The organism is Bradyrhizobium sp. SBR1B, from assembly GCF_014198205.1.
In the GTDB taxonomy this organism is placed as follows: Bacteria; Pseudomonadota; Alphaproteobacteria; order Rhizobiales; family Xanthobacteraceae; genus Bradyrhizobium.
Window position 1 is genome coordinate 104,896 of record NZ_JACIHC010000007.1, and the last position, 25,296, is coordinate 130,191.

A 25,296-nucleotide genomic window follows, 5' to 3' on the forward strand; every position below is an offset into this window, starting at 1 on the left:
CGCACAGTGCCCGAGTGGAGAGATCACCCCACCCCGCTCGCGCTGCGCGCGATCGACCCTCCCCCTCCAGGGGAGGGTAAGAGAGCGCCGCAGTCGAAATCTACGAGTCAGACGGCTGCGGACCGTCATAGCCCTCGATGATGATGAGATCGGCGACCGAGTGGGGCTGGCGCACCTTGATGTTGGCCTGGTACTCCGGCGAATTGTAGCAGGCGATCGCGGTCTCGTAGTCCGGGAATTCGATCACGACGTTGCGGGTGCGGCTAGCGCCTTCGACGGTGGTGAACTTGCCGGCGCGGACAACAAAGCGGCCACCCCACTTCTTGAAGATCGGACCATTGGCGACGGCATAGGGCTTGTAGCCCTCGTCACTGCTCACATCGACGCGCCCGATCCAGTAGCCTTTTGCCATTGTTCTTCTCCCTTGTTTGTTGATTAGCCGAGCGCTTGCGCGATCTCGGCCTGGATGGCTTCCGCAATCGCCTTCGGATCGGCGGCTTCGACGACCGGCCGTCCGACGACGAGATAATCGGCGCCGGCCGCGATCGCGCGGCCCGGCGTCATGATGCGCTTCTGGTCGCCGGTCGCCGAACCGACCGGCCGGATGCCGGGGGTGACGAGATGCATCTGGTGCCCGACGATCTTGCGCAAGGCCCCAACCTCCTCAGGCGAGGACACCAGTCCGTCGATGCCAAGCACCTGGGCCTGCTGCGCGCGGGCCTCGACCAGCTCGGAGACGCCGAGCCGATAGCCGGCCGCGTGCAGATCGTCCTCGTTGTAGGAGGTCAGCACCGTGACGGCGAGGATCTTCAGGCTGGAATTGCCGCGGCCTTCGACCGCGCCCTTCATGGTCTGCGGATAGGCGTGCACGGTGAGGAATGTGGCGCCAAGCCTGGTGATGCTTTCGACGCCTTGCATCACGGTGTTGCCGATGTCGTGCAGCTTGAGATCGAGAAAGACCTTCTTGCCCTTGTCGGCGAGCCTGCCGACCAGCGGCAATCCGCCGGCATAAGCGAGTCGGTAGCCGATCTTGTAGAAGCTGACGCTGTCGCCGAGGCGGTTGATCGTCGCCTCCGCGGCATCGACGCTGGGCAGATCGAGCGCGACGATCAGGCGGTCCTTGGGGGCGATCTCGGCTGGCGTCATGTCACCTCACATCATGCGTTGAGAAATGTCGATCAATCGCGCCACCAGCTCCTTCAACGCGGCGATGTCGCCCTCGTTCTTGAGCCTGTCCATATCGTCATAGGCCTGGTCGGCAAAGGCGAGCGTGAGCTGGCTGGCAATCACATTGGCGTGGCAGGAGGTCAGGATCAGCCGCAACGCCTGCAGCGCGCGAGCCGCACCGAGCCGGCTCTGCGAGGCGCCGGCGAGCGCGAAGGCGCGGTTGCGAAACACATCGCCGCGCGCCTCGTGCAGATCGTGCACGCGGCTGACCCAGTCGATCGCGTTCTTGAGCAGCGGCGGCACCGAGGCATTGTATTCGGGCGAGACGATCAGCACGCCATGATGCGCGCCGATCATGCGCTTGAGGTTGATCGCGTGCTTGGGCAGGCCGGACTTGGCCTGGAGATCGCCGTCATAGATCGGCAGCGGAAAATCGGCGAGCGAGATGCGGGTGACGTCGACGCCGGCCCGGGCGAATTCATAGGCTATGACGGCCGCCAGCTTCGCATTGTGCGAGCCGGTGCGCAGCGAGCCGGGAATGATCAGGATCTTGGGAGCTGACATTCAATCCAATGCGTTCGGCGAAACGAGCCCGCCGCGCAAAGAACCAAGCCGGCGGAATTAGTCCTTGCGATACACCCAGACGCGGGCCGGCGGAAGGTTCATCCAGATCCGTTCCGACGCCTCTGTGGACACGCCGGGCAGCGATTTCGGGATCGGCGGTACCACCGCATAGGTGAACTGGACGAAGGGCGCGCCCGGCGCGAGCGCCGTGAAGGCGTCGCGGATCAGCCGCAGCCGCGTCAGCATCGGTTTTGTCACGAGCGGCAGGCCGGAGACGACCGCGGAGGCCGGCGCGCTCAGGACGTTCCAGAGCGTGTCACGCAGGCGATAGGCGTCGCCCTGCACAACCTTGGCCTGCGGATAGCGGTCGCGCAGCAGCGCGCAGAAGCCGGGATTGTATTCGACGAGGACGAGACGTTTCTGGTCGACGCCGCGTTCGATCAGGGCTGAGGTGATGGCGCCGGTGCCAGGCCCGAGCTCGACCACGGGCGCGTCTGAATCGACATCGACATAATGGGCCATGGTCCGGGCCAGCAGCTTGCCCGACGGCATCACGGCGCCCATGTGCAGGGGCTTTTCGATCCATGATCTGAGGAAGCGCACCTCGTCATCGAGACGAGGCTTCTTCAACGCACGCGCGGACGATGGCAATGGCATGTCAGGACCGGACGGGACCGCGGGACCGCGTGTCAGAAAATGGTCATAAAGACGTATAGGCCGAAAGCGGTATGGTCAAGCCGGGTCAACTCGCCCGATTACCGAAGAAATCCTTGACCTTGGCGAAGAAGCCCTCGGATTCCGGTTGGGTGTTGCCGGAGGACAGCTTTTCGAACTCAGCCAGCAATTCCTGCTGCTTCTTGGTGAGGTTCTGCGGGGTCTCGACCACGACCTGAACATACATGTCGCCCATCTGGCGCGACCGCAGCACCGGCATGCCTTTTGATGCAATGCGGAACCGGCGGTTCGACTGGGTCCCGGCCGGCACCTTCACCTTGGCCTTGCTCTTCTCGATGGTCGGCACCTCGAATTCGCCGCCGAGCGCGGCCGTCACCATCGAGATCGGCACACGGCAATGCAGATCGGCGCCATCGCGCTGGAAGAACTGGTGCTGGGCCAGCGACAGGAAGATATAGAGGTCGCCGGGCGGACCACCGCGAACCCCGGCCTCGCCCTCGCCGGCGAGCCTGATCCTTGTGCCGTCCTCGACACCCGGGGGAATGTTGACCGAAAGATTCCGCTCGCGGGTCACGCGGCCTTGGCCCGAGCAGGACGGGCAGGCATCCTCGATCATCTGGCCGCGGCCCTGGCAGCCCGGACAGGTGCGCTCCAGCGTGAAGAAGCCCTGCGACTGCCGCACGCGGCCGGCGCCGCCGCAGCTCGAACAGGTCTTCGGCTTGGTTCCCGCCTTGGCGCCGATGCCCGAGCAGGCCTCGCAGGTGACCGAGACCGGAATCTCGATCTGCGCGGTCTTGCCGCCGAAGGCTTCCTCGAGCGTGATTTCCATATTGTAGCGCAAGTCGGCGCCGCGCTCGCGGCCGCCGCGGCCGCGCTGCCCGGCCATGCCGAACAGATCTTCGAAAATGTCGGAGAAGGAAGAGGCAAAGCCCGCACCGAAGCCGGCGCCGCCGCCGCCCTGCTCGAAGGCGGCATGGCCGTAACGGTCATAGGCGGCGCGCTTGTCCTTGTCCTTGAGGACCTCGTAGGCCTCGTTGATTTCCTTGAACTTGACTTCGCTGGTGTCGTCCCCGGGATTGCGGTCCGGATGGAACTTCATCGCCAGCTTGCGGAACGACGATTTCAAGACGGATTCGTCGGCATCGCGCTCGACTTCGAGGGTTTCGTAATAGCAGCGCTTGGTGGACGTGGACATGTGGGACTCGGTCTATCCAATCGCGATTCAAGTCGGAGCGAAACGACGTCGCCACACGACGATATAGGCAGCCTTCTGCTTGGCGGCAGAGGGCGGCGTGGCGGCGTTCAGCATAACGGCTGGGAATTGATCGATCGTAACGGGCGACCCGCCCGTCCGTCCCGACACGGCGGCCTCCCCCGCGAAGGAGGAGGCCGGTAGAGCGTGTGGGGTCCAAGCCGTCCGCATCATGACCCTCTTGGGGTTCAGGCGGACTTCTTGTTGTTCTTGTCGTCGTCGACTTCGGTGAATTCCGCGTCGACGACGTCGTCCTTGGCCGCGTCCTTCTTGGCGTCGGCCTCGGCCTGCTGCTTGTACATGGCCTCGCCGAGCTTCATCGAAGCCTGGGCCAGCGTCTGGGTCTTGGCCTTGATCGCCTCGGCATCGTCGCCCTTCAGCGCTTCCTTGAGGTCGCCGACGGCATCCTCGATGGCGCGGCGCTCGGTCTCGCCGACCTTCGAACCGTGCTCGGCCAAAGCCTTCTCGGTCGAATGCACCAGACCATCCGCCTCGTTCTTGGCGGTGACGGCCTCGCGGCGCTTCTTGTCGGCCTCGGCATTGGCCTCGGCGTCCTTGACCATCTTCTCGATGTCGGCTTCCGACAGGCCGCCGGAGGCCTGGATGCGGATCTGCTGCTCCTTGCCGGTGGCCTTGTCCTTGGCCGAGACGTTGACGATGCCGTTGGCGTCGATGTCGAAGGTCACCTCGATCTGCGGCATGCCGCGCGGAGCCGGCGGAATGCCCATCAGGTCGAACTGGCCGAGCATCTTGTTGTCGGCCGCCATTTCACGCTCGCCCTGGAAGACGCGGATGGTGACCGCGTTCTGGTTGTCCTCGGCGGTCGAGAACACCTGGCTCTTCTTGGTCGGGATCGTGGTGTTGCGGTCGATGATGCGGGTGAACACACCGCCCAGCGTCTCGATGCCCAGCGACAGCGGGGTGACGTCGAGCAGCAGCACGTCCTTGACGTCGCCCTGGAGCACGCCGGCCTGGATCGCAGCGCCGATCGCCACGACTTCGTCCGGGTTGACGCCCTTGTGCGGCTCCTTGCCGAACAGCTGCTTCACGACTTCCTGGACCTTCGGCATGCGCGACATGCCGCCGACCAGAACCACTTCGCCGATCTCACCGGCGGTGACGCCGGCGTCCTTCAGCGCCTTGCGGCAGGGCTCGACGGTCTTCTGGACGAGGTCGTCGACCAGCGCTTCGAACTTGGCGCGGGTGAGCTTCATCGTCAGATGCTTCGGGCCGGTCTGGTCCGCGGTGATAAACGGCAGGTTGATCTCGGTCTGCGTCGTCGAGGACAGCTCGATCTTGGCCTTTTCAGCGGCTTCCTTCAGGCGCTGCAAGGCGAGCTTGTCGTTGCGCAGGTTGATGCCCTGCTCCTTCTGGAATTCGTCGGCGAGATAGCCGACCAGGCGCATGTCGAAGTCTTCGCCGCCGAGGAAGGTGTCGCCGTTGGTCGACTTCACCTCGAACACGCCGTCGCCGATCTCGAGGATCGAAATATCGAACGTGCCGCCACCGAGATCGTACACGGCGATCGTGCCGGTCTTGGTCTTGTCGAGGCCATAGGCGAGCGCGGCCGCGGTCGGCTCGTTGATGATGCGCAGCACTTCGAGGCCCGCGATCTTGCCGGCGTCCTTGGTCGCCTGGCGCTGGGCGTCGTTGAAGTAGGCGGGAACGGTGATGACGGCCTGATCGACTTTCTGGCCGAGATGGGCTTCCGCGGTCTCCTTCATCTTCTGCAAGATGAACGCCGAGACCTGCGAGGGCGAGTAGGTCTGGCCGTCGGCCTCGACCCAGGCGTCGCCGTTGGAAGCCTTCACGATCTTGTAGGGGACGAGCTTCTTGTCCTTCTCGACCATCGGGTCGTCGTAGCGGCGGCCGATGAGGCGCTTCACTGCGAAGAAGGTGCGCTCGGGATTGGTGACGGCCTGGCGCTTGGCCGGCTGGCCGACGAGGCGCTCACCGTCGTCCGTCACGGCGACGATCGAAGGCGTCGTGCGCATGCCTTCGGAATTCTCGATGACTTTGGCGTTCTTGCCATCCATCACGGCGACGCACGAGTTCGTGGTGCCGAGGTCGATCCCAATGACCTTTCCCATGGTCCTGATATCCTTGTTTTTGCGGCAGGTTGGCTGGGCCCAGAAGGCACCCGACCGAAACCCCCTAAGATCAAACATCCGCGATATTGCGATGATTGAGGCTCATATAGGAGGGGGGGAGGGGCCCGCAAGGACCGAAGCTACGTTTCTGCCGTGAAAACATTGGGTTTTGGACGATGATATCCGGGCTCAACCGCCCTTGCGGGTGAGGAATTATTAACAGGTTCAGGCTTCAGCAAGCCCCCGCTACCGCAAGTCCGCCCGCCCTGTTGCCGCACGCCCAAACCCGGTAAAAGGCGGACCGGCCGGTCAGCCGCCGCAGCTGCTTCGCGCGACAATGCGGCCCGGTGGCCGACCATCGAACGGCCTCAATGTGAACCAATCAGAGTGCCCATGAAGCTGAACCGCCCCCTCGCCGCGCTCGCCCTCCTGATCGCCTCCGCGTTTCCGGCCCTCGCCGCCGATGCCGTGTTTCCGCCCGGCTTGCGCCTCGGCATGGTGCCGCTGGTCGGTCTCAGCACGGCAAAAACCTTTCCGGGCTTCGAGAGCGAGGACGGCAGCGTCAAGGTGTTGATCACCGAGCTGCCGCCGGCGGCCTATGGCGAGGTCGTGAGCGCCTTCAATTCCAATCCGGCCGGCGCCGGCGGCGTCAAGCAGGACAAGATCGAGACGCCGGCGGGCCTCGCCTATTTCACCACCGAAAGCGGCAAGGCCGGCGACACCCCGGTGAAGCGCTATTCGATGATCGTGCCGGGCGCCGGCTTCTCCGGCTATGTCGCGGTGCAGGTCCCGGAGAATGCGACCAAGATCTACACGGATGAGGCGGTGCGGCAGATGTTCGCCAGCACCGTCACCCGCAAGCAGGTCTCGGTCGAGGAGCAGATCGCGCTGATGCCGTTCAGGATCACCGATCTCGCCGAATTCAAGGACATCCGGACCCTCGCGCCGGGCAGCAGCATCATCCTCGCCGACGGCAATGAGAGCGCAGGCTATGAGTCGAAGCCATTCATGATCCTCGGTCTGATCGGCGCCACGCCGCAAGCCGCCGACGACCGCGCCCGCTTCGCCCAGGAGGCGGCGCTGCAGATCCCCGGCGTGCGTGAATCGCGCGTCACCATGTCCGAGCCGATCCGCATCAACGGCCAGCAGGGCTTCGAGACCCGGATCGACGGCGTCAGCGGCAAGGACAAGGTCCCGGTGACCGTGGTGCAGTGGATCCGCTTCTCGAGCGGCGGCGCCTCGCTGCGCATCATCGCCAGCGCGCCGCGCGACCAGTGGCTGGCCGCCTTCACCCGCTTCCGCGCCGTGCGCGACGGGATTCAGCCGAAGGGCTAGGCTACATCTCCGAACGAAATGCGCTCCCTCCCCCGCTTGCGGGGGAGGGTTGGGGAGAGGGTGCTTCCGCATAGGGGCACTCCCGATGTGGAGAGAGCCCCCACCCGGCCCTTCGCGCGACCTCCCCCGCAAGCGGGAGAGGTTGCACCGAGCACGCGGCAAGAGCCCCCCTCGCCACTACCGGCCGCATTTTCGGGCTTCTGTTCGTATACGAACGGAACTAGGCTTCGTCTCCGTTGGATCATCCTGGAGGGAGGCGAACGATGCTGGATCGGCGACAAGTCTTGGCAATGCTTGGAACGACGGCGCTGGTGACTCTCGCGCCCAACGCGCTCTTTGCAGCGGCATCGATCAAGCCGGACGATGCCTCCGCGCTGCTCGTGATCGACGTGCAGAACTGCTTCCTGCCGGGCGGCAGCCTCGCCGTGAAGGAAGGCGAGCAGGTGGTGCCCGTCATCAACAAGATCTCGAAGGCGTTTGCCAACGTGGTGATGACGCAGGACTGGCACACGCCGGGCCACATCTCGTTTGCGTCGGTGCATTCCGGCAAGAAGCCGTTCGAGACCGTCGACCTTCCCTACGGCAAGCAGGTGCTGTGGCCCGACCATTGCGTGCAGGGCACCGACGGCGCTTCGCTGTCGAAGGACCTTGCGATCCCGCACGCCGAGCTGATCATCCGCAAGGGCTTTCACAAGGACGTCGACAGCTATTCGGCCTTCCTCGAAGCCGACGGCAAGACCTCGACCGGACTTGCCGGCTATCTCAAGGGGCGCAAGATCAAGCGCGTCTTCGTCGCAGGGCTCGCGACGGATTTCTGCGTCGCCTGGACCGCGCTCGACGCGCGCAAGGCTGGCTTCGAGGTCTATGTGGTGGAAGACGCCTGCCGCGGCATCGACAATCAGGGCTCGCTGGCAAAAGCCTGGGCCGATATGGCCAAGGCCGGCGTGAAGCGGATTCAGTCTGCGGACATCGCGGTGAGCGCGTAGGACACGCGCGACACTGTCAGACCCTCATCCTGAGGAGCGCGCTTCTTCGCGCGCGTCTCGAAGGATGAAGGCCCCGCCGTTACATCTTGGCCTTCATGGTTCGAGACGCCGCGCAAACGCGCGGCTCCTCACCATGAGGGTCTGAAACTCAATTCGCCGCGCCGCTCGACTCGTTGTTGTTCGCCGCGGCCGCCGCCTTCGCGCCGCCCTTGGCGACACCGACCAAGGCCGGGCGCAGCACGCGCTCGCCGATGGTGTAGCCGGCCTGCATGATCTGCACCACGGTGCCTGACGGCACCGACGCATCGGGCACTTCGTACATCGCCTGGTGGAAGTTCGGGTCGAACTTCTGGCCCTGCGGATCGAGCTTCTTGACGCCGTGCTTTTCCAGCGCGTTGAGCAGCGAACGCTCGGTGAGCTCGACGCCCTCGATCAGCGCGATCAGGCCGGGATCGGCCGCGGCACGGGCCTCGGCCGGGACGGCATCGAGCGCGCGCTGGAGATTGTCCGCGATGTCGAGCACGTCGCGGGCAAAGCCGGTGATGCCGTAGAGCCGGGCGTCAGCGACCTCCTTGGTGGTGCGCTTGCGCAGATTCTCCATCTCGGCCAGCGTCCGCAACATGCGGTCGCGCGCCTCGGCGGCTTCCTTCTGCAACAGCTCGACCGAGCCGGGCTCGGGATCGTCGGGCATGATGTAGGGTTTTGACACCACGGGCTCGCCGGTCGCTGCAGTCGTGTCTTCGGGTTGCCGGTCTTGCTCGGTCATCGGCTCTAATCTCGAACTCGTTTCCAGGGATTGTTGGCCCGGATATCGTGCCTAAAGCGCCGAAAATCAAGCGCCCGTGATCGGCGGAAACGCCGGTCAGCCTCCCAAAAGGCGGCTGACGATGCGGGCGGCGTAGTCCACGGTCGGGATCACACGGGCATAATTCAGCCGTGTCGGCCCGATCACGCCCAGAACGCCGACGATATGGCCGGCGGCATCCCGATACGGTGAGATGATGGTGGAGGATCCCGACAGCGAAAACAGCTTGTTCTCGCTGCCGATGAAGATGCGCACGCCCTCGGCGGTCTCGGCGCGTCCCAGCAGGTCGATCACGCCGCGCTTGGTCTCGAGATCGTCGAACAGCAGGCGCACCCGTTCCAGATCCTCCAGCGCGTGCAGGTCTTCGAGCAGATTGGCGTGGCCGCGGACGATGAGCTGGCGATCCTCGTTCTCGCCGCCGGACCAGCTGGCGATGCCGGCGGAAATCACCTTCTGTGCAAGCTGATCGAGCTCGGCGCGGGCCTGTCCAAGTGCCGTCTCGAGCTCGAGCCGCGCCTCGGCCAGAGTGCGGCCACGGATGCGCGCATTGAGGAAATTGCCGGCTTCGGTGATTGCCGAGGAGGGAACTCCGGGGGGTAGCGACAGCACGCGGTTTTCGACCTGGCCGTCCTCACCGACCAGGATCACCAGCGCCCTCTCGGGTTCCAGCCGGACGAATTCGATGTGCTTCAGCCGCGCATTGGATTTCGGCGTCAGCACCACCGCGGCGGCCCGCGTGAGGCCGGACAGACGCGTCAGCGCCTGGTCCAGCGCTGCCTCGACCGATTGGGCCTGGCCGACGGAGGTGAGCTGGCTCTGGATCGACTGCCGCTCGGCCTCGTTGAGGTCGCCGACCTGCATCAGGGCATCGACAAAGAAACGCAGGCCGAGTTCCGTCGGCAGCCGGCCGGCGGAGGTGTGCGGGGCGTAGATCAGACCGAGCTGTTCCAGATCGGCCATGACGTTGCGGACCGAGGCCGGCGACAGCGGCATGGCGATAAGGCGCGAGATATTGCGCGAGCCCACGGGCTCACCGGTCGCGAGATAACTTTCGACAATTTGACGAAAGATGTCGCGAGAACGCTCGTTGAGCTGGGCGAGGCCTGCGCGCGGCGCGATCAGATGGATCGGATCGTGATGGGCCACAGACGGTAACTCCTCTCAGATGCTCATAATTTGTCCATCCAGGAGGGTTCTGACAAGCGTCGCGTTTGCAGGGTGGAAAACCGAGGGTGAAAAAGCCTTGTCCTTTCCCCTTGCCGCATACCCTCACCCCACCTACAAGCACCGCGAACAGCCCTATACCGACGAGTTTTGGAGGATTTCCCATGCGGCCAAGCCGCCGTGCGCCCGACGAATTGCGCCCCGTGACGCTGGAGCGCGGCGTGGTCAAATATGCGGAAGGCTCCTGCCTGGTGAAGTTCGGCGACACCCATGTGCTGGTCACCGCCACGCTGGAAGATCGCCTGCCGCCGTGGCTGAAGGGCCAGGGCCGCGGCTGGGTCACCGCCGAATACGGCATGCTGCCGCGCGCGACCTCCGAGCGCACCCGCCGCGAGGCTTCCGCCGGCAAGCAGAGCGGCCGCACCGTCGAGATCCAGCGCCTGATCGGCCGCTCGCTTCGCACCATCGTCGATCTCGAAGCGCTCGGCGAGCGCCAGATCACGGTCGATTGCGACGTGCTCCAGGCCGACGGCGGCACGCGCACGGCCTCGATCACCGGTGCCTGGGTCGCGCTCGCCGATTGCATCAACTGGATGAAGGCGCGCAACATGATCAAGGCCAACGTGATGCGCGACAACGTCGCCGCGATCTCCTGCGGCATCTACAACGGCACGCCGGTGCTCGATCTCGACTACGCCGAGGATTCGGAAGCCCAGACCGACGCCAATTTCGTCATGACCGGCGATGGCCGCATCATCGAGGTGCAGGGCACCGCGGAACGCGAGCCTTTTACGCAGGACGAGTTCCTGAAGCTGATCGCCTTGGCGCAAAAAGGCATCGCGCGTCTCGTGGACTTGCAGAAACTGGCTGTGGCGTAGTCAATAGGCCCATGCACCGCCGAATCACCGGAAAGCTCGTCATCGCCACCCATAATCCCGGCAAGCTGGCCGAGATGAAGGAGCTGCTCGCGCCGTACGGCATCGAGGCGGTGTCGGCCGGTGAGCTCGGCCTCGCCGAACCGGACGAGACCGGCAACGATTTCCGCAGCAATGCCGCGATCAAGGCGATCGCGGCGGCGCAGGCGACCAGGCTTCCCGCCTTTGCCGACGATTCCGGCATCGTGGTCGACGCACTGGATGGTGCGCCCGGCATCTACAGCGCGCGCTGGGCCGGCCCAGGCAAAGACTTCAACGCGGCGATGGCACAGATCGAACGCCTGCTGCAGGAGCGTGGCGCGACGAGCCCGGAGAAGCGCAAGGCGCATTTCGTCTCCGCGCTCTGCGTCGCCTGGCCCGACGATCATCTCGATGAGGTCGAGGCGCGCGTCGACGGCACGCTGGTCTGGCCGCCGCGCGGCACCGCCGGTTTTGGTTACGATCCGATGTTCCTGCCTGACGGATATGATCGCACCTTCGGCGAGATGGAGAGCATCGAGAAGCACGGCCTGCCGCCGCTTGGCCTCGGCCTGTCGCATCGCGCCCGCGCCTTCGTGAAACTGGCGGAGATCTGCCTTGAGCCGCGATAGAGCGTTTTCGAGCGAAGTGGATACCGGTTCGCGCCAGGAAAACGCGTCAAAACAAGAATCCGCAGCCTTCGGCGTCTACGTGCACTGGCCGTTCTGCCTGTCGAAGTGTCCCTATTGCGACTTCAACAGCCATGTCCGTCACGCCGCGATCGACGAGGCGCGCTTCGCATCCGCCTTCGCGCAGGAGATCGCGGCCACCGCCGAGCGCTCGCCCGGCCGTGAAGTCACCTCGATCTTTCTCGGCGGCGGCACGCCCTCGCTGATGCAGCCCGCAACCGTCGGCGCGGTGCTCGACGCGATCGGCAAGCACTGGACCGTCGCCGGCGATGTCGAGGTGACGCTGGAGGCGAATCCGACCAGCGTCGAAGCCACGCGCTTTGCCGGCTATCGCACCGCCGGCGTAAACCGCGTTTCGCTCGGCGTACAAGCGCTCGATGATGCCTCGCTGAAAGCTCTGGGCCGCCTGCACAGCGCGCGCGAGGCGCTCGATGCGGTCGCGATCGCGCGCCGCTCGTTCGATCGCTATTCGTTCGATCTGATCTACGCCCGTCCCGACCAGACGCCGGCGATGTGGGCCGATGAACTGCGTCTCGCTATCGACGAAGCGGCCGAGCATCTGTCGCTCTATCAATTGACGATCGAGGAGGGCACGCCGTTCTTCGGCCTGCACCAGGCCGGCAAATTGAAGACGCCGGACGAAGCGGTCTCGCGCGCGCTCTACGACGTCACGCAGGAGACCTGCGACAAGCTCGGCCTGCCCGCCTACGAGATCTCCAATCACGCGCGGCGCGGCGCCGAGTGCCGGCACAATCTGGTCTACTGGCGCGGTGAGGAATATGCCGGCATCGGCCCCGGCGCGCATGGCCGGCTCGACATCGACGGCGTCAGGCATGCGACCGCCACCGAGAAGCGTCCCGAGGCCTGGCTGATGCGGGTCGAGACCAACGGCCATGGTGTCGTCACCGACGATCTCCTCAACAGCGAAGAGCGCGCCGACGAATTCCTGCTGATGGGATTGCGTCTCGCCGAAGGCATCGACCCCGAGCGCTACAAAGCCCTCTCCGGTCGCCCGCTCGATCCGAAGCGCATCGCGCTCCTGCGCGAGGAAGGCGCGATCACGGTGGATGCGACGGGCCGGCTGCGCGTGACCAGCAGCGGTTTTCCGGTGCTGGATGCGGTGGTCGCGGATCTCGCGGCGTAGCGAGATGCCGTAGGGCGGGCAAAGGCGCACTTGCGCCGTGCCCACCTTCTCTCAGCAATTCGCATGAAGTTCGTGGGCACGCTTCGCTTTGCGCACCCTACGGCACCGTCGTCCTGAGCTACGCCCCAAAACTCTTCGGCGAGCCCGCGACCGCAACGCCGCCGCCGTTCGTCACTTTCATCACCGCAAGCCCGCGCTCATTGGTGCCATCCGCGCGGAAACGAAACAGGCCGTCGATGCCGGCGAAGCCGGACGGATTGGTCAGCACGTCGGGCGAGAAGCGCGTGGTGCCTTGCGTCCGCGCCAGCGCGGCGACCAGAGCGACCGCGTCATAGGCCAGCGTTGCGGTGCGAATCGGCTCCGCGCCGTATTTGGTGCGGTAGCGACCGGAGAAGGCGCGGAAGCCGGCCGGGTCGGGCGCGGCATAGAGGCCGCCTTGCAGGTTCGCATTCGCATAGACCCGCGGATTGTCCCACAGGCCGGTGCCGAGCAGCTGGATGTTGCGTAAGTTCGCGCCCGCCGCGGTCATCGCATCTGCGACCGTCACCACGGCATCGCCGTCATCGGCAATGAACAACGCATCCGCGCTGCCGAGCTGCTGCGCCACGGTGCGCGCCGGTGTGGCGCGATCGGCGCCGTATTTCTCGAAGGCGACGATGCGCCCGCCCCGGCGCGGCACGGCCGCCTTCACCGCGGCCTCGACGACATTGCCATAGGCATTGTCGGGCACCAGCACGGCGACGGAACGCTTTCCGATGCTGGCGGAATATTCGACGATGCGATTGACGTCGGACTCTGGCAGGAAGGAGAGCAGATAGACGCCGCGGCCGGCGATGCTGGAATCGGTCGAGAACGCGATCACCGAGATGCCGCGCGTGCGCGCGACCTGCGCCACCGCCGGCACCGATTGCGCGAACAGCGGTCCCAGAATGATCTCGGCGCCTTCGTCGACGGCCTGCTGCGCGGACGCCTGCGCGCCCTGCGGGCTGCCATTGTCGTCCTTGATCAGCAGCTGGATGTTCGGGTTCTGGAACTCGGCCAGCGCCATCTCGGCGGCGTTGCGCATGGATTGTGCGGCCAAGCCGGCATTGCCGGCGGCCGAGAGCGGCAGGATCACGGCGACCTTCACGCCGCCGGTGCCGGCGGTCGTCGCCTGTTGCGGGGGACCTGCGGGTTGAGCCGGCGGCGTCGAGCTCGAGAACGGGTTGGAGAACTGGCTCAGGCTCTGCTGCACGCCGGCGCAGGCCGACAGCAGGGGCGTGCCGAGCAACAGGCCGAGCGCGCTCCGGCGGGTCGCCCCTGACATCAGGGACCCCGGAACGGGAGATTTTGGATGAAGCGGGCCCACCATTTCAGCTTCTCTTCTGACCCGCCGGCGCCGGCCAGTCACGACATTCTTTCCACGACACAAGCCGCGGATTCAGGCATATTGTCGGCAAATAGTTAACCGAAACAAAAGGATAATAGCCGCTTAACGCGGCCGCCTTGCTGTCCCGGCAGCTGTTTGCCCTCGCTCATTCAGCATCAAGGCGGCGTTTCGGTCGCGAATATGGCGTGAGAGCCCTCACTCCCCCTCGACGTGATCCTGGATCGATCACATTCCCGTCCGTTCCTCGCCCCTCACCTCGGCACGATCTTTTTCGGCGAGCCGGTTCCCAGCCCTGCGGATCGTGCCTAAGTTGCTTTCATTATGCGCGCAAAGCCGGCCCCGATAAATACGCCTGAAGCTCAAGACGCCGCCTCGCGCGGTTTCTCCATCGATGCCCATCGGCTTGCGGCGCCGAAGGCGGCACCGGGCCTCCATCTGGTCGCAACCCCGATCGGCAATCTCGGCGACATCACGCTGCGGGCGCTCCAGACCCTCGCTGGCGTCGATGTCATCGCCTGCGAGGATACCCGCATCACCCGGCGCCTGACCGAGCGCTACGCCATCGCCGCGCAGCTCAAGCAATATCACGAGCACAATGCGGAAGCCGCGCGTCCAAAAATCCTGGAGGCGCTGGGGCAGGGCGGCTCGATTGCACTGGTCTCCGACGCCGGCACGCCGTTGATCTCCGATCCCGGCTTCAAGCTGGTGCGCGAGGTCTGCGCCGCCGGCCATGCGGTGTATGCCCTGCCCGGCCCGTCCTCGGTGCTGGCGGCGCTGTCGGTCGCGGCACTGCCGACCGACCGCTTCTTTTTCGAAGGCTTTTTGCCGGCGAAGTCAGCCGCGCGAAAGGCGCGCTTGACCGAGCTCGCGCGCATCGATGCGACGCTGGTGATGTTCGAGTCCGGCAACCGCGTGCAGGACACGCTCGCAGAGCTCGCCGAGATCATGGGAGCGCGCGAGGCCGCGATCTGCCGCGAGCTGACCAAGCTGCACGAGGAGATTTCGCGCGCACCGTTGAGCCAGCTGGCGCGCGAGGCCGATACGCTGGAGACGCGCGGCGAGTTCGTGCTGGTGATCGCTCCGCCAGCGGCCGACGCCGAGATGCTGACATCGGATGCGCTGGACGATCTCCTGCGCGAACAGCTTGCCGCGCACAGCGTCAAGGACGCCGTGGCGCATGCGGTCGCGCTCTCGGGCCGGCCGCGCCGCGAAGTCTATGCCCGCGCGCTCGAGCTTGCCAAAGACTTAAGGGGCGGCGATGGCAAAGACTGAGGTCCCGGCGGAACCGAAGGTCGCCTCGCCCGAGCGCGTCGCCGCGTTTCACACCGGCATCTCCGCGGAGAGCCGCGCAGCGGCCTATCTGATGGCCAAGGGTTACCGCATCCTGGCCAAACGCTACCGCACCCCGCATGGCGAGATCGACATCGTGGCACGCCGCCGCAATCTGATCGCCTTCGTCGAGGTCAAGGCGCGGGCCACGCTGGATGACGCCGCCTTCGCCGTGACGCCGCGCCAGCAGCAGCGCATCATCGCCGCCGCGCAAGGCTGGCTCGTGGCGCATCCCGAGCATGCCGAATTCGAATTGCGATTCGACGCCATGCTGATTGCGCCGCGCTCACTTCCGCGCCATGTGTTGGCGGCATTCGACGCCTCGACCTGAAAGGCAGACCATGAAACTGAACGTCGCCGTCCAGATGGACCCCATCGCCCGCATCAACATCAAGGGCGATTCCACCTTTGCGCTGCTTCTGGAGGCGCAGAAGCGCGGCCACGGCCTGTCCTATTATACGCCCGACAAGCTCTCGATGGTCGGCGAGGAGATCGTGGCGCCGGTTCAGCTCCTGACCGTGCGCGACGAGTCCGGCGACCATTTCACGCTCGGCGAACCCAGGCGCGAGGCGCTGAACGGCTTCGACGTGGTGCTGCTGCGCCAGGACCCGCCGTTCGACCTCGCCTACATCACCTCGACGCATCTTCTGGAGCGCATCCATCCGAAGACGCTGGTGGTCAACGATCCCGCCTCGGTGCGCAACGCGCCGGAAAAACTGTTCGTAATGAATTTTCCGCAGTTGATGCCGCCGACCCTGATCTCGCGCGACTTAGATGAGATCAACGCGTTCCGCGACAAGCACGGCGCCGTCGTCATGAAGCCGCTGCACGGCCATGGCGGCGCGGCGGTATTCCGCGTGATGCCGCAGGACATGAATTTCGGCTCGCTGTTCGACATGTTCTCGGTGACGTTCCGGGAGCCCTGGGTGATCCAGCAATTCATCCCCGAGGTGAAGCACGGCGACAAGCGCATCATCCTGGTCAACGGCGAGTTCGCTGGCGCAGTGAACCGCGTGCCGGCCACCGACGACCTCCGTTCCAACATGGTGCGCGGCGGCGCGGCGCAGGAGACCGAGCTCACCCCGCGCGAGCGCGAGATCTGCGCCACCGTCGGCCCGGCGCTGCGCGAGAAGGGCCTGCTGTTCGTCGGCATCGACGTCATCAACGGCAATCTCACCGAGATCAACGTGACCTCGCCGACCGGCATCCGCGCGATCGCGCGGCTTGGCGGGCCGGATGTGGCGGCGAAGGTGTGGGACGTGATCGAGCAGAAGCGGGCGAAGTAGCACTCTGCAATGATGACGTTGGGGAGCGCGCGAACTCTCCTCAACGTCGTCCCGGCGAACGCCGGGACCCATACTGCGGAATCTATCCGGGGAGCTTGGTCGCGGTACCGGGCGCTCAATCTTCGTCAAACTGCTCCCTGGGGTTATGGGTTCCGGCGTTCGCCGGGACGACACCGATGTTGTGGAGCGCTGCTGCGATCCCATTGGCATGATCGCACCCACCCACCACTAACCACCCATTCACCATGACGCCGCGCATGTCATTCGAACGGACGCTCCGTACTGCGTGAATCTACGGGGCCGCTGGCCGACCGGATAACGCCGCGTTCACCATCTGCCGAAAACCAGCATCGTGGCCGGCCATCGCATTCGGCCTCGCAACACCCCTTATACTTTTACTCCCTACTCATCGACGCGGGGGAACACGCCAGGTGCGGTTCGAGTGCCCCGCGTATGAGTAAAAGCGTATGAATACCGCACGCATTGTCGTTCTCGTCATCGCGCTGGGCGCCGGCGGCGTCGCGGCGTATCTGGCGAGCGGCTTCGACAACAAGCCCGCAACCGTTCTGCCCGCCGCCGAGAAGCTGCCGACCGTCGAGGTCCTCGTCGCCAAGTCCGACATCGGGCTCGGCCAGGCCGTGAAGCCCGAGGACCTGCAATGGCAGGCCTGGCCGGCAGCGACCGCGAGCAGCGCCTTCATCCGCCGCGACAGCAGGCCCGAGGCGCAAACCCAGATCGCCGGCTCGATCGCCCGCGTCCCGCTGATGCAGGGTGAGCCGATCCGCGAGCAGAAGCTGGTCAAGGCCGACGGCTCCGGATTCATGGCCGCGATCCTGCCCGCCGGGATGCGCGCCGTTTCCACCGAGATCTCAGCCGAGACCGCCGCTGGCGGCTTCATCCTTCCGAATGACCGCGTCGACATCGTCCTGACCCGCCGCCTGAAGAACCCCGACGGCGCCAACAACAACGGTCCGACCGGCGGCAACGATCTCGTCCTGTCCGAGGTCATCCTGACCAATATCCGCGTGCTCGCGATCGACCAGGCGCCGAAGGAGAAGGACGGCCAGAACGCCGTCGTCGGCAAGACCGTCACGCTTGAGCTCCGGCCCGACCAGGTCGCAGTGCTCGCAGCCGCGCGTCAGGGCGGCACGCTCCAGCTCGCGCTGCGGAGCATCGTCGATGCCAACGCAGTGGACGGCACGCCTGAGGACCAGGGGATCAAGCGTGCGGGCGGCGTGAACGTAATCCGTTACGGGGTGCAGGCACGGCAATTGACGTCACAGAAGTGATGATGGGGATAGCATGAACTACGGGGATGATCGGACGGGCGTGCGCCCTCGGGGGAAGCGCACGCGCTCGTTCTGGACGGGGACGATGCTGATGCTGGGGCTGCTCGCAGCCCCCGACCTGGTCAGCGCGACGGATGCGCCGGTCGGCGACCAGGCGCCGATGCAGGCACCGGATTTCGGCGTGTCGTCGGTCGCGACCATCGCACCGGCGAAGACGCGTTTTCTCTCGCTTGGCGTCGGCAAGTCCGTCGTCATCGACCTGCCTCGGGAGGTCAAGGACGTGCTGGTGGCCGATCCCAAGATCGCCAATGCAGTGATCCGCTCGGCCCAGCGCGCCTATATCATCGGCGGTCAGGTCGGCCAGACCAACGTCGTGTTCTTCACCGCCGACGGCCAGCAGGTCGCCTCCTATGACATCGCAGTGAAGCGCGACCTCAACGGCATGCGCGCGGCCCTGCGCCAGTCGCTGCCGGGCGTCCAGATCGAAGGCGTCGGCGACAGCGTGATGCTGACCGGATCGGTGTCGAGCCCGGTCGAGGCCCAGCAGGCCGGCGAGGTCGCCGCAAAGCTGGTCGGCGGCTCGGACAAGGTCGTCAACAGCATCGTCGTGCGCGGCCGTGACCAGGTGATGCTCAAGGTCGTCGTCGGCGAAGTGCGCCGCGACATCGTCAAGCAGCTCGGCGTCGATCTCAGCGCCAGCCTGAACGCCGGCACCGCGGTGGTGAATTTCAACAATTCCAACCCGTTCTCGGTCTCGGGCGGCCCGATCGTCGGCAGCAACGGGCTCGGCGTTGCCGGCCTCGCCAAGGGCGTCGCCACCGTCAGCGCCACCATGCGCGCAATGGAAAGCGCCGGCGTCATGCGCACGCTCGCCGAACCGAGCCTGACCGCGATCTCAGGCGAATCCGCCACCTTCATTGCCGGCGGCGAATTCCCGATTCCGGCAGGCTATTCCTGCGATCCGGTCACCCACGTCTGCACCACCCAGGTCACCTACAAGAAGTTTGGCATCTCCCTGAACTTCACCCCGGTCGTGCTCAGCGAAGGCCGCATCAGCCTGCGCGTGATGACCGAGGTCTCGGAGCTGTCGAATACGAATTCGATCACGTTGACGCAGGCGGTGTCCTCGACCTCGAGCAACTCGATCACCATCCCCTCGATCCAGACCCGCCGCGCCGAGACGACGCTGGAGATTCCCTCCGGCGGCTCGATGGCGATGGCCGGCCTGATCCAGCAACAGACCAAGCAGGCGATCAACGGCCTGCCCGGCGTCGACCAGGTGCCGATCATCGGCGCGCTGTTCCGCAGCCAGGACTTCGTCAACAACGAGACCGAGCTGATGGTGATCGTGACGCCCTATGTGGTGCGCGCGGTTGCTCAGAAGGAATTGGCGCGGCCCGACGACGGCTTCGCCCCGGCCTCGGACGCGCAGACCGCGCTGCTCGGCCGTATGAACCGCCTCTATGGCATCGCGCGTCGCGTCGATCCGATCGCCGGCGCGCCCGGCGATTTCGGCTTCATCATCGACTGAGACGAACGGACGGCTGGGGAACGGGGCGGGATTTGGGGCAAGAGGGGATGAAGCGATGACGAAGACGACAGCCGATCGACGTCGCAATCTGGGCGTCGCGCTGGCACTGACGGGACTCTCCCTCATGCTGGGCGCCTGCAACACCACCGGCGAGATCGTCACCCAGACGGTGCCGACCGACTATCGCCAGCGCCACCCGATCGCGGTGCAGGAAGGCAAGAAGTCAATCGTGATCTTCGTCGGCAAGGCGAGGGGTGGCCTGTCGGCCGCGCAGCATTCGGACGTCGCGGGCATCGCCCGGGACTGGGTGCGAGAAGGCACCGGCTCCGTCGTCGTCGACGTTCCCGTCGACAGCGCGAATTCGCGCGCGGCGGCTGCGACCTATCGGGAAATCCGTTCCGTGCTCGCATCCGGTGGCGTGCCGTCGCGTGCCATCGTCCAGCACCCCTATCGCCCTGAGGATCCCGGGCTGCTGCCCACCATCCGTCTGAGCTATTCGAAGATCGCCGCGGTCGCCGGCCCTTGCGGGCTGTGGCCGGAAGACCTCGGTCCTAACATCCTCGATCCCGGCTACAACGAGAATCGGCCCTACTTCAATCTGGGCTGCGCCAGCCAGCGTAATCTCGCCGCGATGATCGACAATCCGGCCGACCTGGAGCAGCCGCGATCCGAGACGCCGGCCTATACCGCGCGGCGCGACATCGCCTTTGATCGCTATCGCAAGGGCACTGCGATCTCGACTCCCAATTCCGAGGCCGACAAGGCCAAGCTCAGCGACACAGGCAAATGACGGGCATTCACGACGAAGAAGCGGACGATCCGCAGCACCCCGAGGAACACATTGCGCCGGTTCCCCGCATCTCGGTGCAGGCTTTTTGCGAGACCGATAAGACGCTCGCCGCGGTGACCGCGGCAGGGCAGGACCGCCGGCTCGCCAAGGCGCACCTCACCGCCAAGGACGGTGGCCTTGCCGCGGCGATCGAAGTCTATGAATCGATGCCGACGCCGAACGTGATCGTGATCGAATCCGACGGTACGCGCGACATTCTCGAGGGACTGGACGACCTCGCCGGCGTCTGCGACCCCGGCACCCGCGTGGTCGTGATCGGCAATCCCAACGACACCGCGCCCTATCGCGAGCTGGTGCGCCGCGGCGTCAACGATTACGTGGTGGGACCGGTCGAAACCCTCGACGTCGTCCGCTCGATCTGCAGCCTGTTCTCGGCCTCCGAGGCCATCATCACCGGCCGCGTCATCGCGGTGGTCGGCGCCAAGGGCGGCGTCGGCGCCTCCACGGTCGCGCACAATGTGGCCTGGACCATCGCGCGTGACCTCGCGCTCGATTCCGTCGTGATTGACCTCGACCTCGCCTTCGGCACCGCGGGCCTCGACTACAACCAGGACCCCGTGCAGGGCATCGCCAACGCGGTGCTGTCGCAGGACCGGCCGGACACGGCGCTGATGGAGCGCCTGCTCTCCAAATGCACCGAGCGCCTCAGCCTGCTCGCGGCGCCTGCCACCCTCGACCGCGTCTATGATTTCGGCGCCGAAGCTTTCGACGCCGTGTTCGACACGCTGCGCATGACCACGCCCTGCATCGTGCTCGACGTTCCCCACCAATGGTCCGGCTGGACGCGGCGCGCACTGGTGAACGCCGACGACATCGTCATCGTGGCCGAGCCCGATCTCGCCAATTTGCGCAACACCAAGAATATGCTGAGCGTGCTGAAGGCGGCGCGGCCGAACGACCGGCCACCGCTGTACTGCCTCAACCAGGTCGGCATGCACAAGCGCGCAGAGATCGAGGTCAAGGCGTTCGCCAAGACCATGGAAAGCCAGCCGATCGCGGTGATCCCGTTCGATTCGAAACTGTTCTCCACCGCAGCCAATAACGGCCAGATGATCGCGGAGGTCTCCAAGAGCCACCGCACCACCGAGCTGTTCCAGAACATGGCGAACCGCCTCGCCGGGCGCGGCGAGGTGAAGAAGCCGAAGCGCTCGCTGCTCGGACCGCTGCTGAAGAAGCTGAAGGGCAAGTCAAGCCGCAACTCGGCGCCGCATCGCAAGGCGTCGTAAGCGTACACCAAAAGGGGCGGATTACTTGTCCGCCCGCTGCTGCTTCTTCGCCAGCAGCTGCCGCAGCGCCGCGACCTTGGCCGCGGCCTGGTCCGGCGGCAAATCGGCCTTCATGAGGATTTCGGCCTCGGCCTCGCGGCCCTGCAATCCCAGCACGAGCGCGAGGTTGGCGCGGACCCGCGCATCGTTCTGATTGCGCTGATAAGCGCGGCCGAGCACCTGTTCGGCCTTCGGCAAATTGTTTTGCAGCATATAGGACAGGCCGAGATTGGACAGCACGGTCGGCTCGTCCGGCACGATCTTCAACGCCGCGGCATAATATTGCTGCGCCTCCTCGTTGCGGCCAAGCTGATCGAGCGCCGCACCCTGCGCCGACAGGATGCGCCAGTCCGGATCCTCGGGCGTATGCGCGCGGCTGAGGACGTCGAAGGCCTGCTGGAAATTGCCGCTGTCGGCGAGCGCGCGGCCATAGCCGGCGAGCAGCGCCTTGTTGCTGGGATGGGCGAGCACCGCCTGCTCCATGACCGCAACCGCCTGCGCGCGCTGGCCGGACTCGCGCAGCGCCTTGCCGTAGGCGAGCGCAATGTTGGGATCACTGGGCTTGGCGCGATAGCGCTCGCGCAACGCATCCATTTCCGGCTTGGCATCGGCCTTGACGGCCGTTTCCGATCTGACACCGAGCGCGCCGGTCACATCCTCGATGCCGGCGGTCTGGCAGCCACCCAAGGCGAGCACCAGAAGTGCGGGAAGCAGCAATCTCGCCGGGGGAGAGGCGAGGGACGAACGCTTGGACATACTCTGATCACTCGGCAACTGATCAGAGATGCTTACCGATTAACGCTAAATTCTCGTTAAGGACGCGGCTTGGGAGATCTCAAAGCATGATCCGGAAAAGTGCGCAGCGGTTTTCCGAAAAGACCTTGCTTGAACAACAACCTAAAGCGCGATGCGATTCATCCTCATCGCGTCGCGCTTTAGTCGGTGAACTCGGCACCGAATTCGCAGCCGATGCGCCAGCGCAGGCGGCACTGGCGGGAATAATCGGGTGCGAAGATGATGGTGAATTGCGGCGGCACTTCCAGGAATTCCGCCACCACTTTCACGCCGCCATCCGAAATATCGGTGATCGTGCAGTCCCGCGGCAGCGAGCCCGCGCCAAAATGGATCTTGGCGAGCCGGCTGCATACCCGACGTTCGCTTCTCCGGCGATTTGCAAGCATTTGAATTGTTCACCCGTTAGACCACGGCCCATCCCGCAGCCTTAGGAGTAGCGGACATTCGTTGGAATGTGCTGAGGACAGAAGCTGGCATTCGAGGCTTAGTGTCGGCGTGGTGTTTACGTTTGGTTAGGGCTTGCTGCCCGTTCGGGATCGTTCCCGTATTGTTCTTGCGGAAGCGGCCCGCCTCTGCTACCCCTAATTGTGCGAGAGGGGCAGGCTGGTTTGAGCATGGTTCAGCGGGTTTCCACCGTCGCCTTTGAGGGGATCGAGGCCCGTGCGGTCGACGTGCAGGTGCAGGTCGCGCCGGGCTTGCCGGCCTTCGCGATCGTCGGCCTGCCGGACAAGGCGGTGTCGGAGGCGCGCGAGCGGGTGCGCTCGGCGCTGATCGCCTCCGGCCTGGCGCTGCCGGCGCGGCGGATCATCGTCAATCTGGCGCCGGCCGACCTGCCGAAGGAAGGCAGTCATTACGACCTGCCGATCGCACTCGGCCTGATGGCGGCGATCGGCGCGATCCCGCCGGATGCGCTGACCGGCTTCACCGTGCTCGGCGAGCTCGGCCTCGACGGCTCGATCGCGCCCGTGGCCGGCGTTCTTCCCGCCGCGTTCGGCGCCAATATGCGCGAGGAAGGGCTGATCTGCCCGGTCTCGTGCGGTTCTGAAGCGGCGTGGGCGAGCCCGGACATCCAGATCATCGCAGCAAGCTCGCTGATCCAGATCGCCAACCACTTCAAGGGCACGCAGGTGCTGTCGCGGCCGTCACCGAAGGTGCATGAGCCCGCGGCCTCGACGCTCGACCTGCGCGACATCAAGGGTCAGGAAAGTGCCAAGCGCGCGCTGGAGATCGCCGCCGCCGGCGGGCATCATCTGCTCATGATCGGCGCGCCCGGCGCCGGCAAGTCGATGCTGGCGGCGCGCCTGCCCTCGATCCTGCCGCCGCTGTCACCGAGCGAACTGCTCGAGGTCTCGATGATCGCCTCCGTCGCCGGCGAGATCGAGGGCGGCGCGCTGACCGCGCGGCGGCCGTTCCGCTCGCCGCATCATTCCGCCAGCATGGCCGCGCTCACCGGCGGCGGCATGCGTGCAAAACCCGGCGAGATCTCGCTGGCGCATCAGGGCGTGCTGTTCCTCGACGAATTGCCGGAGTTCGATCCGCGCGTGCTGGATTCACTGCGGCAGCCGCTGGAGAACGGCGAAGTCGCGGTGTCGCGCGCCAATCACCGCGTCACCTATCCTGCCCGCTTCATGCTGGTCGCGGCGATGAATCCGTGCCGCTGCGGCAACGCGTTCGAGCCGGGCTATGCCTGCAAGCGCGGCCGCGTCGACCGCTGCACCGGCGACTATCAGGCGCGCATCTCCGGCCCGCTGATGGACCGCATCGACCTGCGCATCGAAGTGCCGGCCGTGACCGCGGCGGATCTGATCCTGCCACCGCCGGCGGAAGGCTCCGCGGAGGTCGCCGCCCGCGTGGCCGCGGCGCGCGACATTCAGCTCGCGCGTTATGCCGATGCCGGCCTGCCCAAGGTTCGGACCAATGCCGAGGCTCCTGCCTCCGTGCTGGAGGAGATCGCAAAGCCGGACGCGCAGGGCCAGAAGCTGCTGCGCGACGCCGCCGAGACCATGCGGCTGTCGGCGCGCGGCTATCACCGCGTGCTGCGGGTGGCGCGCACGCTGGCCGACCTCGATCGCGCCGACAAGATCGGCCGGCTGCATCTCGCCGAAGCCTTGTCCTACCGCGCACTCGCGGAGGATGTGCGGCAGATGGCTTGATCATTCCGCGCATCAACCCGGCGGTAACGAGTTTCCTTTACGCTCTGCAAACCATAAGGCCCAATGAGTTCCCCGGGCCCGGACGGGTAGAGTGTCATGTTGCGTTTCAAGTTCCTGGCCTCGGTTGTTCCCTTGTTGGCGGCTGCGGTGTTCGCCCGCGCGGAGATCGGTTCGGTCTCGCATCCCTGCATCGCCCTCGGCGAAACCTCGGTCGAGCTCACCTCCCTGTTCTGGACGGCCGCCGTCCATGTCGCCTTCACCGAAGATCCCGCCCGGGCCACAGTGCGGGTTCAGATCACCGACGATGCCGATACTGCGGACTTCGCCGTGGTCGACGACGGTCTCGGTTCCGAGCCGGATTCCTGTCAGGCCAATCCCTCGACGCGCCTGGTCTCGATTGCCGCTCAGCCCGTCGATGGCGGCCAGGTGATCTATCTCTCCACCGAAGGGCCGGCGGATTACCGCATCTATGTGCGCTCGAAGTCGTTCTCGCAGCGCGAGGCCGCGGCGCTGATCGTCGGCGCCCATGGTGGCCATCGCCCGCTCCCGCTCCAGGCCGCCTCGCTCTGAAGCGTTAACACCTCGTCAACCCTGTTTGGAGGCAGCGCCAAAGCCTCAAGCTGTTCGCAAGGTCGGCGCGACATCGTCGCAGACGGCGGGTAGCG

At 65.6% G+C, this 25,296-nt stretch carries 25 protein-coding genes; 14 read left to right on the forward strand and 11 right to left on the reverse strand.

What is annotated here, in order from left to right; genetic code table 11:
- Positions 1 to 100 precede the first annotated feature (100 nt).
- The 6 genes from GGD61_RS19745 to dnaK form a co-directional block, all read right to left on the reverse strand.
- Entirely contained in the window at positions 101 to 412 is a 312-nt protein-coding gene (locus GGD61_RS19745) for a DUF1330 domain-containing protein (RefSeq protein ID WP_092251380.1), read from the reverse strand.
- A 23-nt stretch (positions 413 to 435) separates the two neighbouring features.
- A complete protein-coding gene (gene pyrF / locus GGD61_RS19750; protein ID WP_018323494.1) occupies positions 436 to 1,146 on the reverse strand; it encodes an orotidine-5'-phosphate decarboxylase in 711 nt (236 codons plus the stop codon).
- Between the two features lie 6 nt (positions 1,147 to 1,152).
- The gene (locus GGD61_RS19755) at positions 1,153 to 1,731 is read right to left on the reverse strand and encodes an NADPH-dependent FMN reductase (protein WP_092251379.1); all 579 of its coding nucleotides are present in this window, start codon (positions 1,729 to 1,731) and stop codon (positions 1,153 to 1,155) included.
- 57 nt (positions 1,732 to 1,788) lie between these two features.
- Positions 1,789 to 2,388, reverse strand: a complete 600-nt coding sequence (locus GGD61_RS19760) for a class I SAM-dependent methyltransferase (RefSeq protein ID WP_018323496.1) — start codon at positions 2,386 to 2,388, stop codon at positions 1,789 to 1,791.
- 85 nt (positions 2,389 to 2,473) lie between these two features.
- Positions 2,474 to 3,601, reverse strand: coding sequence for a molecular chaperone DnaJ (gene dnaJ / locus GGD61_RS19765; protein ID WP_018323497.1), 1,128 nt, complete (start codon positions 3,599 to 3,601; stop codon positions 2,474 to 2,476).
- Between the two features lie 245 nt (positions 3,602 to 3,846).
- Positions 3,847 to 5,748: a molecular chaperone DnaK gene (dnaK, locus tag GGD61_RS19770; RefSeq protein WP_092251376.1), complete on the reverse strand. Its 1,902-nt coding sequence runs from the start codon at positions 5,746 to 5,748 to the stop codon at positions 3,847 to 3,849.
- 393 nt (positions 5,749 to 6,141) lie between these two features.
- Between dnaK and GGD61_RS19775 the strand changes: the two genes are divergently transcribed.
- Together GGD61_RS19775 and pncA are read left to right on the forward strand one after the other, a co-directional pair.
- Positions 6,142 to 7,083 (forward strand): hypothetical protein, encoded by a 942-nt coding sequence (locus GGD61_RS19775; protein WP_177236837.1) that lies wholly within the window; start codon positions 6,142 to 6,144, stop codon positions 7,081 to 7,083.
- Positions 7,084 to 7,346: 263 nt separating this feature from the next.
- Positions 7,347 to 8,069, forward strand: a complete 723-nt coding sequence (gene pncA, locus GGD61_RS19780) for a bifunctional nicotinamidase/pyrazinamidase (protein WP_092251374.1) — start codon at positions 7,347 to 7,349, stop codon at positions 8,067 to 8,069.
- A 148-nt stretch (positions 8,070 to 8,217) separates the two neighbouring features.
- Here the strand turns inward: pncA and grpE are convergent, their stop codons facing one another.
- Positions 8,218 to 8,835, reverse strand: a complete 618-nt coding sequence (gene grpE, locus GGD61_RS19785) for a nucleotide exchange factor GrpE (RefSeq protein WP_018323501.1) — start codon at positions 8,833 to 8,835, stop codon at positions 8,218 to 8,220.
- Between the two features lie 96 nt (positions 8,836 to 8,931).
- Positions 8,932 to 10,020, reverse strand: a complete 1,089-nt coding sequence (hrcA, locus tag GGD61_RS19790; RefSeq protein ID WP_018323502.1) for a heat-inducible transcriptional repressor HrcA — start codon at positions 10,018 to 10,020, stop codon at positions 8,932 to 8,934.
- 182 nt (positions 10,021 to 10,202) lie between these two features.
- On the opposite strand from hrcA, the gene rph reads away from it, so the two are divergent.
- The 3 genes from rph to hemW are packed head-to-tail and all read left to right on the forward strand — an operon-like array spanning position 10,203 to position 12,764.
- Positions 10,203 to 10,916, forward strand: coding sequence for a ribonuclease PH (rph, locus tag GGD61_RS19795; protein WP_018323503.1), 714 nt, complete (start codon positions 10,203 to 10,205; stop codon positions 10,914 to 10,916).
- A gap of 11 nt (positions 10,917 to 10,927) precedes the next feature.
- Positions 10,928 to 11,563 carry an RdgB/HAM1 family non-canonical purine NTP pyrophosphatase gene (gene rdgB, locus GGD61_RS19800; protein WP_092251373.1) on the forward strand — a complete coding sequence of 212 codons (636 nt, stop codon included), beginning with the start codon at positions 10,928 to 10,930 and terminating at the stop codon, positions 11,561 to 11,563.
- A 16-nt stretch (positions 11,564 to 11,579) separates the two neighbouring features.
- On the forward strand, positions 11,580 to 12,764 hold the full coding sequence (gene hemW, locus GGD61_RS19805; RefSeq protein WP_092251371.1) for a radical SAM family heme chaperone HemW: 1,185 nt from the start codon (positions 11,580 to 11,582) through the stop codon (positions 12,762 to 12,764).
- Between the two features lie 118 nt (positions 12,765 to 12,882).
- Here the strand turns inward: hemW and GGD61_RS19810 are convergent, their stop codons facing one another.
- Positions 12,883 to 14,115 (reverse strand): penicillin-binding protein activator, encoded by a 1,233-nt coding sequence (locus GGD61_RS19810; RefSeq protein ID WP_177236836.1) that lies wholly within the window; start codon positions 14,113 to 14,115, stop codon positions 12,883 to 12,885.
- 339 nt (positions 14,116 to 14,454) lie between these two features.
- Here GGD61_RS19810 and rsmI point away from each other — a divergent pair, with 339 nt between their 5' ends.
- From rsmI to GGD61_RS19845, 7 genes are all read left to right on the forward strand, one after another.
- Positions 14,455 to 15,405 carry a 16S rRNA (cytidine(1402)-2'-O)-methyltransferase gene (rsmI, locus tag GGD61_RS19815; protein ID WP_092251369.1) on the forward strand — a complete coding sequence of 317 codons (951 nt, stop codon included), beginning with the start codon at positions 14,455 to 14,457 and terminating at the stop codon, positions 15,403 to 15,405.
- The gene (locus GGD61_RS19820) at positions 15,392 to 15,793 is read left to right on the forward strand and encodes a YraN family protein (RefSeq protein ID WP_092251366.1); all 402 of its coding nucleotides are present in this window, start codon (positions 15,392 to 15,394) and stop codon (positions 15,791 to 15,793) included. Before rsmI ends, GGD61_RS19820 begins: the two co-directional genes overlap by 14 nt.
- Positions 15,794 to 15,803: 10 nt before the next feature.
- On the forward strand, positions 15,804 to 16,748 hold the full coding sequence (gshB, locus tag GGD61_RS19825) for a glutathione synthase (RefSeq protein WP_092251365.1): 945 nt from the start codon (positions 15,804 to 15,806) through the stop codon (positions 16,746 to 16,748).
- Positions 16,749 to 17,215: 467 nt separating this feature from the next.
- Positions 17,216 to 18,037 (forward strand): Flp pilus assembly protein CpaB, encoded by an 822-nt coding sequence (gene cpaB / locus GGD61_RS19830; protein WP_018323511.1) that lies wholly within the window; start codon positions 17,216 to 17,218, stop codon positions 18,035 to 18,037.
- Between the two features lie 13 nt (positions 18,038 to 18,050).
- Positions 18,051 to 19,568, forward strand: coding sequence for a type II and III secretion system protein family protein (locus GGD61_RS19835; RefSeq protein WP_092251361.1), 1,518 nt, complete (start codon positions 18,051 to 18,053; stop codon positions 19,566 to 19,568).
- 55 nt (positions 19,569 to 19,623) lie between these two features.
- On the forward strand, positions 19,624 to 20,358 hold the full coding sequence (locus tag GGD61_RS19840; RefSeq protein ID WP_092251359.1) for a CpaD family pilus assembly protein: 735 nt from the start codon (positions 19,624 to 19,626) through the stop codon (positions 20,356 to 20,358).
- A complete protein-coding gene (locus GGD61_RS19845) occupies positions 20,355 to 21,644 on the forward strand; it encodes an AAA family ATPase (RefSeq protein WP_092251357.1) in 1,290 nt (429 codons plus the stop codon). Before GGD61_RS19840 ends, GGD61_RS19845 begins: the two co-directional genes overlap by 4 nt.
- A 21-nt stretch (positions 21,645 to 21,665) precedes the next feature.
- On the opposite strand, the gene GGD61_RS19850 is transcribed toward GGD61_RS19845, so the two are convergent.
- On the reverse strand, positions 21,666 to 22,439 hold the full coding sequence (locus GGD61_RS19850; RefSeq protein WP_092251356.1) for a tetratricopeptide repeat protein: 774 nt from the start codon (positions 22,437 to 22,439) through the stop codon (positions 21,666 to 21,668).
- A 179-nt stretch (positions 22,440 to 22,618) separates the two neighbouring features.
- On the reverse strand, positions 22,619 to 22,864 hold the full coding sequence (locus tag GGD61_RS19855) for a PilZ domain-containing protein (RefSeq protein WP_011083489.1): 246 nt from the start codon (positions 22,862 to 22,864) through the stop codon (positions 22,619 to 22,621).
- A gap of 228 nt (positions 22,865 to 23,092) precedes the next feature.
- Here GGD61_RS19855 and GGD61_RS19860 point away from each other — a divergent pair, with 228 nt between their 5' ends.
- Positions 23,093 to 24,631 (forward strand): YifB family Mg chelatase-like AAA ATPase, encoded by a 1,539-nt coding sequence (locus GGD61_RS19860; protein WP_018323516.1) that lies wholly within the window; start codon positions 23,093 to 23,095, stop codon positions 24,629 to 24,631.
- Positions 24,632 to 24,727: 96 nt separating this feature from the next.
- On the forward strand, positions 24,728 to 25,201 hold the full coding sequence (locus GGD61_RS19865) for a hypothetical protein (RefSeq protein WP_092251340.1): 474 nt from the start codon (positions 24,728 to 24,730) through the stop codon (positions 25,199 to 25,201).
- Positions 25,202 to 25,296: the final 95 nt, after the last annotated feature.

What these genes read in the sequence shown, in the direction of transcription:
- pncA (WP_092251374.1), top strand. Translation starts at nt 7,347, where the DNA reads ATGCTGGATCGGCGACAAGTCTTGGCAATGCTTGGAACGACGGCGCTG.
- GGD61_RS19840 (WP_092251359.1), top strand. Translation starts at nt 19,624, where the DNA reads ATGACGAAGACGACAGCCGATCGACGTCGCAATCTGGGCGTCGCGCTG.
- GGD61_RS19760 (WP_018323496.1), bottom strand. Translation starts at nt 2,388, where the DNA reads ATGCCATTGCCATCGTCCGCGCGTGCGTTGAAGAAGCCTCGTCTCGAT.
- pyrF (WP_018323494.1), bottom strand. Translation starts at nt 1,146, where the DNA reads ATGACGCCAGCCGAGATCGCCCCCAAGGACCGCCTGATCGTCGCGCTC.
- rsmI (WP_092251369.1), top strand. Translation starts at nt 14,455, where the DNA reads ATGCGCGCAAAGCCGGCCCCGATAAATACGCCTGAAGCTCAAGACGCC.
- GGD61_RS19865 (WP_092251340.1), top strand. Translation starts at nt 24,728, where the DNA reads ATGTTGCGTTTCAAGTTCCTGGCCTCGGTTGTTCCCTTGTTGGCGGCT.
- GGD61_RS19810 (WP_177236836.1), bottom strand. Translation starts at nt 14,115, where the DNA reads ATGGTGGGCCCGCTTCATCCAAAATCTCCCGTTCCGGGGTCCCTGATG.
- rdgB (WP_092251373.1), top strand. Translation starts at nt 10,928, where the DNA reads ATGCACCGCCGAATCACCGGAAAGCTCGTCATCGCCACCCATAATCCC.
- GGD61_RS19755 (WP_092251379.1), bottom strand. Translation starts at nt 1,731, where the DNA reads ATGTCAGCTCCCAAGATCCTGATCATTCCCGGCTCGCTGCGCACCGGC.
- rph (WP_018323503.1), top strand. Translation starts at nt 10,203, where the DNA reads ATGCGGCCAAGCCGCCGTGCGCCCGACGAATTGCGCCCCGTGACGCTG.
- GGD61_RS19845 (WP_092251357.1), top strand. Translation starts at nt 20,355, where the DNA reads ATGACGGGCATTCACGACGAAGAAGCGGACGATCCGCAGCACCCCGAG.
- dnaJ (WP_018323497.1), bottom strand. Translation starts at nt 3,601, where the DNA reads ATGTCCACGTCCACCAAGCGCTGCTATTACGAAACCCTCGAAGTCGAG.
- GGD61_RS19835 (WP_092251361.1), top strand. Translation starts at nt 18,051, where the DNA reads ATGAACTACGGGGATGATCGGACGGGCGTGCGCCCTCGGGGGAAGCGC.
- GGD61_RS19855 (WP_011083489.1), bottom strand. Translation starts at nt 22,864, where the DNA reads ATGCTTGCAAATCGCCGGAGAAGCGAACGTCGGGTATGCAGCCGGCTC.
- cpaB (WP_018323511.1), top strand. Translation starts at nt 17,216, where the DNA reads ATGAATACCGCACGCATTGTCGTTCTCGTCATCGCGCTGGGCGCCGGC.
- GGD61_RS19775 (WP_177236837.1), top strand. Translation starts at nt 6,142, where the DNA reads ATGAAGCTGAACCGCCCCCTCGCCGCGCTCGCCCTCCTGATCGCCTCC.
- grpE (WP_018323501.1), bottom strand. Translation starts at nt 8,835, where the DNA reads ATGACCGAGCAAGACCGGCAACCCGAAGACACGACTGCAGCGACCGGC.
- GGD61_RS19860 (WP_018323516.1), top strand. Translation starts at nt 23,093, where the DNA reads ATGGTTCAGCGGGTTTCCACCGTCGCCTTTGAGGGGATCGAGGCCCGT.
- GGD61_RS19850 (WP_092251356.1), bottom strand. Translation starts at nt 22,439, where the DNA reads ATGTCCAAGCGTTCGTCCCTCGCCTCTCCCCCGGCGAGATTGCTGCTT.
- GGD61_RS19745 (WP_092251380.1), bottom strand. Translation starts at nt 412, where the DNA reads ATGGCAAAAGGCTACTGGATCGGGCGCGTCGATGTGAGCAGTGACGAG.
- dnaK (WP_092251376.1), bottom strand. Translation starts at nt 5,748, where the DNA reads ATGGGAAAGGTCATTGGGATCGACCTCGGCACCACGAACTCGTGCGTC.
- GGD61_RS19820 (WP_092251366.1), top strand. Translation starts at nt 15,392, where the DNA reads ATGGCAAAGACTGAGGTCCCGGCGGAACCGAAGGTCGCCTCGCCCGAG.
- gshB (WP_092251365.1), top strand. Translation starts at nt 15,804, where the DNA reads ATGAAACTGAACGTCGCCGTCCAGATGGACCCCATCGCCCGCATCAAC.